Raw genomic sequence first — 9658 nt, forward strand, 5'->3', positions numbered from 1 at the left:
CGCGCCGGTTTTCAGGAAGACGTAGGAATTGCCGTCGGGATCGATGCGTCCGCTCCACGCCAGCATGTAGGCCTGATACTCACCGGCTTCGGCCTGCTTCAGCGATGTCGCGAATTCGGTGACCCTGATCTTCATGTCGAAACCGGCTTCCGCCGCCATCGACTGCATCACCTGCGCCACGGCTTCGGTCTCCGCGCCCTTCGGCACCATGAAGTCGACGTTGATCGGCGGCGCGACGCCGGCTTCCTTCAACAACGCCTTGGCCTTCTCGATGTCGCGGCCGCGCACCGGAAAGGCCTTCTGGTAATAGGGATGATCGGGATTGACCCATTGGTTGCCGGGCTTGAACTCGCCGTTGAACACGACCTGATTGACGGCCTCGCGATCGATCGCAAGATCGAGCGCCTGGCGCACCTTGGCGGACTGGCTGAGCGGCCCCTTGGCCTTATCCTTGCCGATGTTGAGCGTCACGCCCTGATAGCCGAGTTCGATCGCGGTCGACAGCTTGAGTTTAGGGTCCGCCTGCACGGTCTTGATGTCGGTTGCGAGAAGCCGCTCGATCAGGTCGAGCCCGCCGGATTTCAGATTGGCGAGGCGCACCGTGGCGTCGACGATCGGCAGGAACACCACGCGTTCGATATGGATGTTGCCCTTGTCCCAGTAGTCGGCGAATTTCTCGAACACGATGCGGTCCTGCTGCACCCGCTCGACGAATTTGTAGGGTCCCGCGCAGACCGGATGCAGCCCGAACTTGTCGCCTTCCTCTTTCGCGGCCTTGGGCGAGACCATCATCCCGGCGCGATCGGTGAGCTGCGCGATCAGCGGCGAGAACGGCGCCTTCAATGCGAGTTTTATGGTCAGGGGATCGACGATATCGACACGATCCAGCGCCGCGAGTTCAGGTTTCCGGAACGAGCCCTGCATGGTCAGATGCCGCTCCAGCGAGAATTTTGCGGCCTCGGCGTCGAATGGCTCGCCGTCCTGGAATTTGACGCCAGGCCGCAGCTTGATCGTGACTTGCTTGCCGTCGGCGGAAGTCTCGTGCGACAGCGCGAGCTGCGGCACGATGTTGAGCTTTTCGTCGATGTCGAACAGCTTGTCGCAGAAGGCGGCGAATACGATGCGGCCGACATAGGTGCGCGCCAGCGTCGGATCGAGAATGTCCGGGTCCTCGGCAAGGCCGATCCGCAGCGTGGTCTGGGCCTCGGCGACCGCTTGGAGCGACAGCAGCAATGCGGCCGCGGCATAAGCCAAACGCAGGATCTTCATCGGACTTGTCTCCATGTTATGCAATTTCACCCGGCGGCCGGCGGCGTTGCCCCGACTATATCAACCCCGGGGGAGGCGGCTACTTCCCGGGCGGTACCGAAAGCCGCCACCAGTCGTTCCAGCACCGGCGACAGGGTGTCGGCGGGAATGACCGCGTCGGCCGGTGGCAGTTCCGACGCGCGGTGGCACGCGGTCAAGTGTCCATTGCCGAGCAGTTGCGGCGGCTCGACGCGGCAGCGCTCGATCACGTAGGGACAGCGGGTATGAAAGCGGCAGCCAGCCGGCGGATTGAGTGCGCTCGGCATCTCGCCCTGCAGCACAATGCGGTTGCGTTTTGCCCGCGGTCTGGGTACCGGAATCGCAGACAACAGCGCGCGGCTATAGGGATGACGCGGCGAGGCGAACAACGCCTCGGCGTCCGAGCTCTCGACGATGACGCCAAGGTTCATCACGGCGACGCGGTCGGCGATGTGCTTGACCACGGCTAGGTCGTGCGAGACGAAAATGTAGGCGAGCCCGAGCCGGTCCTGCAGATCGCGCAGCAGGTTGAGGATCTGCGAGCGGATCGAGACGTCCAGCGCCGATACCGGCTCATCGCAGATGATGAGTTTCGGTTCGACCGCGAGCGCCCGCGCGATGGCGATGCGCTGGCGCTGGCCGCCGGAGAATTCGTGGGGATAGCGGCGCGCAAAGCGCGGTTCCAACCCGACCAGGCGCAATAATTCCTCGACCCGCTCGCGGCGGCCCTTGGGCGGCACGAGGCCGTGCAGACCCAGGGGTTCGGTCAGGATCTGGTTGACCGTCATGCGCGGGTTGAGCGAGGCGTAGGGGTCCTGAAAGATGATCTGCGCGTCGCGGCGGAAGGCGCGCAATTGGTTGGCGTCCAGCGCGAGCAGATCGCGGCCCTCGAAGCGGATCCGCCCCGAATCCGGCTCGATCAGCCGCAGCACCAGCCGGCTGACAGTGGATTTGCCGCAGCCGGACTCGCCGACCAGCGCCAGCGTCTTGCCGGCCTCGACGCTGAAGCTCACTCCGTCGACCGCTTTTACATGCGCGGTCGGCCGCCCGAACACCGAACGCTCGGCGACGAAATGCTTTACGAGATTTTCGACCTCGAGCAGGGCGGTCATGACACCAGCCTCTCCAGCGGCGCCTTGATGCAGCGCGACCAGTGGCCAGGGCTGACCTCCGCGAAAGGCGGCGGCGCGGCAAGGCAGGGCTCGCTGACGAACGGGCAACGCGGGGCAAAGCGGCAGCCGGTCGGCGGGTTGGCCATGTTCGGCACCATGCCCTCGATGGTGGCCAGATGCGAGGCGCGGCGGCCGAGCCGGGGAATCGAGCCGAGCAGGCCGACGGTGTAGGGATGCTGGGGCGAGGCGAACAATTCGTCGACATCAGCGCGCTCGACGATCTCGCCGGCATACATCACCGCGACCTCGTCGCAGACTTCGGCGACCACGCCGAGATCGTGGGTGATCAGGATGATCGCAGCCCCGCTCGCGGCCTTCAGCTCGCGCATCAGGTCGAGGATTTGCGCCTGCAGGGTCACGTCGAGCGCGGTGGTCGGCTCGTCCGCGATCAGAAGCCTGGGATCGCACGCCAGCGCCATCGCGATCATGACGCGCTGGCGCATGCCGCCCGACAGCTTGTGCGGATATTCGTCGATGCGTTTTTCAGGAGAGGGGATGTGGACGCGGCGCAGCAGCTTGATCGCGCGCTCGCGCGCGGCGCGCCGTGGACCGCCGCGATGGCGCAGGATGGTCTCGATGACCTGTTCGCCGATGGTAAGGCTCGGGTTGAGCGAGGTCATCGGCTCCTGGAAGATCATCGCCAGCCGGTTGCCGCGCAGATCGCGCAAGGTCTGGTCGGGTACCTCGAGCAGGTCAAGACCGTCGAAATGGATCGAGCCGGAAACTTCAGCGGAATGTTTCGACAGCAGGCCCATGATGGCGAGCGATGTCACGCTCTTGCCGCAGCCGGATTCGCCGACCAGCCCGAGCGTCGCGCCGTTGGCCACGCTGAGGTCGATGGCGTCGACCGCATGGGTAATGCGGCCGTCGTCGCCGTGGAACAGCACCCGCAAGTCCCTGATTTCGATCAGCGGGATATCCGTCATTTCCGGCCCGCAACGGCGGTTTCGATTGACGCGTCTATGATCCTTCGGTCGGTGACGCCGGCCGGGTTCTGGCGCGTGGGCAGCACCTTTCGGAAATGCGCCCAATGCGCGCGGCTGACCGCTTCGAGACGCTCCAGTTCGGCCAGCGGATCGGCGTGGTCGTCGACGCGCAGGTCGAGGTCGGACCAGTCCTCGGCGCCGTAGATCAGCAGCGCCGCCGATTGCTTGCCGCGCTTGTCGCCGCCCGCGGCTTCGCCCGATCGCATCGCCGCGATCAGACGTTGCGGGAACGGCAGCGTCTCGTTCGCCACGTATGCCCCCGCGGTATCGTCCAGCACCTGCGCGCCCGCCAGCATGTTGCCGGCAATCGAGAACCCGTCGCCTTCGAAGTGCCCGCACCAGTCGACGCAATCGCGCCCGGTATGGCAAGCGATGCGGCCAAACGCGTCCATGACGTGAAGCTGCCGGCTCTCGCGCCCGGCGTCCGCAGCGATCAGCGTGTCGACGATTTCGCGCGGCTTTCGGCCTTCGCGCAGCAGCCCCACACCGTCGATGCCGTAATAGGGATTGACCAATGCCTGCGTCGCGATCGCGCCGAGGCGAGCGGCGATAAACGGCACGCGCGCGCCGACGGCGAAGAACTTTGTCGCAACCGCGATGCCGAGCTGGCCGGTGGCATTGTCTCGGGCGATGATCGACCAGGTCATCTCAGCTCTTATCGTCCGGCCGCGTAGCCCTGCATGCCGCGGGGATTGGCGGCGGCGCGGCGGCGCCGCCCGACTTTCGAGGCGGCGGTGAGGCGGCCTTCCGACCAGTCGGGGCCGGTCTCCACGATATGACCACGGCTCTTGAGGTTGTCGACGGTCGCCTTCGGCACGCGGTTTTCGACCACGAGCACGCCGGGGCGCGCTGTGCGCGGCCAGAACGAGATCGGGAAATGCTCGGAATGCCAGGCCGGCGCGTCGATCGCTTCCTGCAGGTTCATCCCGGCATGAACGTGCCGCAGGAAGAATTGCGTGATCCACTGATCCTGCTGGTCGCCGCCGGGCGAGCCCCATGAGAGATACGGCTCGCCGTCGCGCAGCGCCATGGTCGGGCTGAGCGTGGTGCGCGGCCGCTTGCCCGGCGCCAGCGCGGCGGGATGATTTTCCTCCAGCCAGAACATCTGGGCGCGGCTGCCGAGACAGAAGCCGAGTTTGGGAATCACCGGCGACGACTGCAGCCAGCCGCCCGACGGCGTCGCCGAGATCATGTTGCCGGCCTGGTCGATGATGTCGAAATGCACGGTGTCGCCGCGCACCTCGCCGAAGCGACCGACGGTGGGCTCGCCCGCGCCCATGGCGCCGACCGCCTCGCGGTGGCCTTCCTGGCGCCGCAGCTTTACCACCGCACCAAAGCCTTCGACCGAGCCTGGGACGAAATCGAGCGAGGCCTTTTCGGAGATCAGCTTGCGTCGTTCGTCATTGTAGGCGTCGGACAACAGCGTCGCGATCGGAATCTCCGTGAAATCAGGATCGCCGTAGAATTTCTCGCGGTCGGCATAGGCGAGCTTGGCGCATTCGACCTGCAGATGGATGAACTCGGGACCGATGGGATCGAGCCCGTCGAGTTCAAATCCCTTCAGCAGCGCAAGCTGCTGCAGCATCACGGGGCCCTGGCTCCAGACCCCGGCCTTGCAGACGGTGTAGCGGCCATAGTCGTAGGTCAGCGGCGCTTCCACTGACGGCTGCCAGCGCGCCATGTCGTCGGCGCGGAGCACGCCACGATGCGGCGAGCCGGAGACGTCCATCACCGCCTGCGTGCGGCAGAACTCGTCGATCGCTTCGGCGACAAATCCATGCGACCAGGCCTTGCGCGCCCGCTCGATCTGCGCGACGCGGTCGCTTCCTGCGCTTTCCGCTTCCTTGAGGATGCGGGCGTAGGTTTCCGACAGCGTCTTGTTGGTGAAGAGCGTGCCGGGTCTTGGCACTTCATTGTTGGGCAAATAGACCGCGGCAGAGGTGGTCCAATGTTTCCGGAACAACTGCTCGACGGTCTGGATGGTCGCCGCCGCGCGCTCCACCAGCGGATAGCCGTCGCGCGCATAAGCGATGGCCGGCTCCAGTACGTCGCGCAGCCGCAGGCTGCCGTAGTCACGCAACAGCAGCATCCAGGATTCGAAGGTACCGGGAACGCAGGCCGCCAAGAGCCCGGTGCCGGGAACCATCTCGAGCCCCTCGTCGCGGTAGTGCGCGATGGTCGCCCCCTGCGGCGCGGGACCCTGGCCGCAGATCACTTCGGTGCGGCCACGTTTGACGTCGTGCACGATGATCGGCACATCGCCGCCCGGACCGTTCAGATGCGGCTCGACCACCTGCAGCGTGAACGCGGTGGCGACGCCGGCATCGAAGGCGTTGCCGCCCTTCTCCAGGGTGGCCATCCCGACCGCGGTGGCGATCCAGTGGGTCGAGGTGACGACCCCGAATGTGCCTTCGATTTCCGGCCGGGTTGTGAATGGATCGGGATTGATCTTGCTCATGGGAATCCAAGGTTATGCTGGCGCCGCGGGGCGGGCGCACTTGACCACAGCCGAGGCAGCCTGCCAACCGGCGCCACGCGCGGCCGCGCTCCCATCCGCGTGATCATGCCGGGACGTTGGCGCCGGCGGGAGTGTTGACGGCATGGCAGGCGACGCCGTCGATCAGTTCGGGGGCTAGCCGGCGGCAGAGATCGAACGCCAGCGGGCAGCGCGGGTTGAACGCGCAGCCGGGCGGCGGATCGATCGGGTTGGGAATCTCGCCCTTGACCGGAATGCGCTGGCGGCCGGACATCGCGAGATCCGGCACCGCGCCCAGCAGCATCCTAGTGTAGGGCATTCGCGGATTGTTGAATAATTCGCGCCCCTCCGCTATCTCGACGATGCGGCCGAGATACATCACGCCGATGCGGCTCGCCATGTGGCGGACCACGGCGAGGTTGTGGCTGATGAAGAGGTAGGTGAGGCCGAACTTGTCCTGCAGGTCGCGCATCAGATTGAGGATCTGCGCCTGCACGGAAACATCGAGCGCGGAGGTCGGCTCGTCGCAGACGATAAACTCGGCTTGGGAGGCGAGCGCCCGCGCAATCGCGATGCGCTGCCGCTGCCCGCCGGAGAATTCATGCGGATATTTCCAGCCGTCGTCGGCGTGCAGGCCGACCAGAGTCAAGAGTTCGCCGACCCGGGCCTGGATATCGCGCTCGCCCTGGATCAGGTCGAAGGCGCGGATCGGCTCGGCGACGATGGCATCGACCCGAAGCCGCGGGTTGAGGCTCGCATAGGGGTCCTGGAAGATCATCTGGATACGGCGGCGCAGCAGCCGGCGCGCCTGCAATTGCCTGGTATCGCTCATCGAGACGCCGTCGATGATGACTTCGCCCGAGGTCGGCGGCAACAGCCCGACCACCATCCGGGCAACCGTGGTCTTGCCCGAACCGGATTCGCCGACCAGGGCGAACGTCTCGCCTTTCGCGATGTCGAAGCTCACGCCGTCGACCGCTTTCAAAAATTCCAGATGGCCGCCTTCGAGCACCCGGTTCAGCCACGGCTTGGAGACGTCGAACACGCGGCGCAAATTCCTGACGTCGATGAAGGGCGCCGCGGTCATGCCGCATTATCCCTGGCGGCGGCATCGAACAGATGGCAGGCGACGGCCTGCTCACCTTGCCCGATCGGCTCGGGCCGTTCAACGCGGCAGCGGTCGAAGGCGAAGGCGCAGCGCGGGTTGAAGGCGCAGCCCGGCGGGATTGCGGAAAGCCGCGGCATCGAACCGGGGATCTGGACCAGCCGCGCTGCATCGCCTGACAGCGTCGGGATCGCGCCCATCAGGCCCTTGGCATAGGGGTGCAGCGGGTTCTGCACGACCTGGCGCACCGGGCCGATTTCGGCGATACGGCCGGAATACATCACCGCGACGCGGTCGCAGGTCTCGGCGATCACGCCCATGTCGTGGGTCACCAGCATCACCGCGGTGCCGTGGTCGCGCCCGAGACGCTTTATCAGCGAGATGATCTGGGCCTGCACGGAGACGTCGAGCGCCGTGGTCGGCTCGTCCGCAATGATCAATTCCGGTTCGGCGCAAATGGCGAGCGCGATCACCACGCGCTGGCGCATGCCGCCGGAGAATTCATGCGGATAGGCGTCGATGCGCTTTTCAGGCGCGGGAATACCGACCTCGGCCAACAGATCGATGGCGCGTTTGCGCGCGGCCTGTTCCGACAGGCTGGTGTGGGTCCGGATGGTCTCGATCAGCTGTTCGCCGATCCGGTACAAAGGATTGAGGCTGGTGAGCGGATCCTGAAAAATCATGCCGATCCGCTTTCCCCGAATCCGGCGCATCTCTTCCGGCGGCAGATCGTCGATTCTTAGGCCCGAGAGACAAATCGAGCCACCGGCGATGCGGCCGGGCGGATCGATCAGGCCGATCACGGCCAGCCCGGTGACGGATTTTCCGGCGCCGGATTCGCCGACCACGCCGAGCACTTCGCCCTTGGCGATGTCGAACGAGATTCCGTCGATGGCGCGAAGCGCAGAGCGGCGGGTGACGAATTCCACCTGAAGGTTACGCACGGAGAGAACGGGATCTGTCATACGATCGATGGGTTGGGCGCCGCTTGTCATCGGAGTTTCGGGTTGAGCGCGTCGCGCAACCAGTCGCCGAGCAGGTTGATGGAAAGTATCAGCGCCGCCAGCGCAAGTCCGGGGAAGGCGACGATCCACCATTCGCCGGCGAACAGATAATTGTTGCCGATCCGGATCAGGGTACCGAGCGAGGGCATGGTGTCGGGCATGCCGGCGCCGAGAAACGACAGCGTCGCCTCGGTGATAACGGCAAGCGCGAGGTTGATGGTGGCGATCACCAGGATGGGCCCCATCGCGTTGGGCAGCACGTGGCGCAGCATGATCACGGGGGCGGGAAGGCCGATCAATTGGGCCGCCGCCACATAGTCCTTGTTCTTCTCCACCATCACCGAGCCGCGCACGGTGCGCGCATACTGGACCCAGAAACTCAGGCCGATCGCGATCACCAGCACCGCCAGCGTACTCGTGGCATCGAGCCGGTTTCCGAACACCGATTTGACGACGCCGTTGACCAGCAGCGCGATCAGGATGGCGGGGAAGCTGAGCTGCACGTCGGCAATGCGCATGATCAGCCCATCGACGGCGCCGCCGAAATAACCCGCGATCAGGCCGAGGACAATGCCGAGCGCACCGGAGAACAGCACGCCGAGAACGCCGACCGCGAGCGAAATACGCATGCCGTAGAGGATGGCGGAAAGTACGTCGCGGCCCTGCTCGTCGGTGCCGAGCAGGAACGGGCTTTGGCCGTCGGCCGTCCACAGCGGCGCGATCCGCGAATTCATCAATTGAAGCTGCGCCGGGTCGAACGGATTCTGCACCGCGAACAGCGGCGCGAAAATCGCGAGCAGGAAAAACAGCGTTGTCACGGCCGCCGCAACCATGGTGATCCTGGAGCGGCGGAACGAATAGAACAAATCGCTCTCGACGGCGCGCCCGATCAACCCACGGGGCGAGAAACGCATGCGGGGCGCGGTGGATCCGGATTTGTGCGGGGCGACGGCGTCGGACATGCGCGTAAACTCGGTTCAGGCCGGGCGGCTGATGGTCGAGCGCAGCCGCGGGTCGACGACGGTGTAGAGAATATCGACCACCAGATTGATGGTGACGAAGATCAGCGACACCATCATCAGGTACGCTGCCATGATCGGAATATCGACGGTCTGCACGGCTTGCAGGAACAATAGTCCCATTCCCGGCCACTGGAACACGGTTTCGGTAATGATCGCAAATGCAATAACCGAGCCAAACTGCAGGCCCGCCACCGTGATCACCGGCACCAGGGTATTCTTGAGGGCGTGACCGAAGTGGATCGCGCGCGTCGTCAGTCCGCGCGCCCGCGCAAACCGGATGTAGTCGGTGCGCAGCACCTCGAGCATCTCGGCCCGCACCAGCCGCATGATCAATGTCATCTGGAACAGGCCGAGCGTGATCGAGGGCAGGATCAGGGCCTTGAGACCGGAGAGGGTGAGAAGCCCCGTCGTCCACCAGCCGATTCGCACCACTTCGCCGCGGCCGAACGACGGCAGCCAGCCCAGCACCACGGCGAACAGATAGATCAGCAAGATGCCGATCAGGAAGGTCGGCAGCGAGATTCCGATCAGCGAAATCGCCTGGAAAACTTTCGCCAGCAGCGAGTCGCGCCGCAGCGCCGAATAGACGCCCATCAGGATGCCGAA

General features: G+C 65.3%; 9 protein-coding genes. All 9 read right to left on the reverse strand.

What is annotated here, in order from left to right; translation table 11 throughout:
- A partial coding sequence (locus QZ213_RS18600) for an ABC transporter substrate-binding protein (RefSeq protein WP_291687560.1) occupies positions 1-1269 on the reverse strand: 1269 nt, incomplete at its 3' end.
- A gap of 26 nt (positions 1270-1295) precedes the next feature.
- Positions 1296-2399 (reverse strand): dipeptide ABC transporter ATP-binding protein, encoded by a 1104-nt coding sequence (locus QZ213_RS18605; RefSeq protein WP_291687561.1) that lies wholly within the window; start codon positions 2397-2399, stop codon positions 1296-1298.
- Entirely contained in the window at positions 2396-3385 is a 990-nt protein-coding gene (locus QZ213_RS18610; RefSeq protein ID WP_291687562.1) for an ABC transporter ATP-binding protein, read from the reverse strand. Before QZ213_RS18610 ends, QZ213_RS18605 begins: the two co-directional genes overlap by 4 nt.
- Positions 3382-4092 carry a DUF1028 domain-containing protein gene (locus tag QZ213_RS18615; RefSeq protein WP_291687563.1) on the reverse strand — a complete coding sequence of 237 codons (711 nt, stop codon included), beginning with the start codon at positions 4090-4092 and terminating at the stop codon, positions 3382-3384. The genes QZ213_RS18610 and QZ213_RS18615 overlap by 4 nt, the downstream gene beginning before the upstream one ends.
- A gap of 8 nt (positions 4093-4100) precedes the next feature.
- Complete coding sequence (locus QZ213_RS18620) at positions 4101-5903, reverse strand: gamma-glutamyltransferase family protein (RefSeq protein WP_291687564.1); 1803 nt, start codon at positions 5901-5903, stop codon at positions 4101-4103.
- A gap of 103 nt (positions 5904-6006) precedes the next feature.
- Positions 6007-7008: an ABC transporter ATP-binding protein gene (locus tag QZ213_RS18625; RefSeq protein ID WP_291687565.1), complete on the reverse strand. Its 1002-nt coding sequence runs from the start codon at positions 7006-7008 to the stop codon at positions 6007-6009.
- A complete protein-coding gene (locus QZ213_RS18630; RefSeq protein ID WP_291687566.1) occupies positions 7005-7991 on the reverse strand; it encodes an ABC transporter ATP-binding protein in 987 nt (328 codons plus the stop codon). Before QZ213_RS18630 ends, QZ213_RS18625 begins: the two co-directional genes overlap by 4 nt.
- A gap of 26 nt (positions 7992-8017) precedes the next feature.
- Positions 8018-8944, reverse strand: coding sequence for an ABC transporter permease (locus tag QZ213_RS18635; RefSeq protein ID WP_291687568.1), 927 nt, complete (start codon positions 8942-8944; stop codon positions 8018-8020).
- Between the two features lie 63 nt (positions 8945-9007).
- On the reverse strand, positions 9008-9658 hold a 651-nt coding region (locus tag QZ213_RS18640; protein ID WP_291687567.1), incomplete at its 5' end, for an ABC transporter permease.

Origin of the sequence: Bradyrhizobium sp., from assembly GCF_017881085.1 — a bacterium.
Taxonomy (GTDB): Bacteria; Pseudomonadota; Alphaproteobacteria; order Rhizobiales; family Xanthobacteraceae; genus Bradyrhizobium.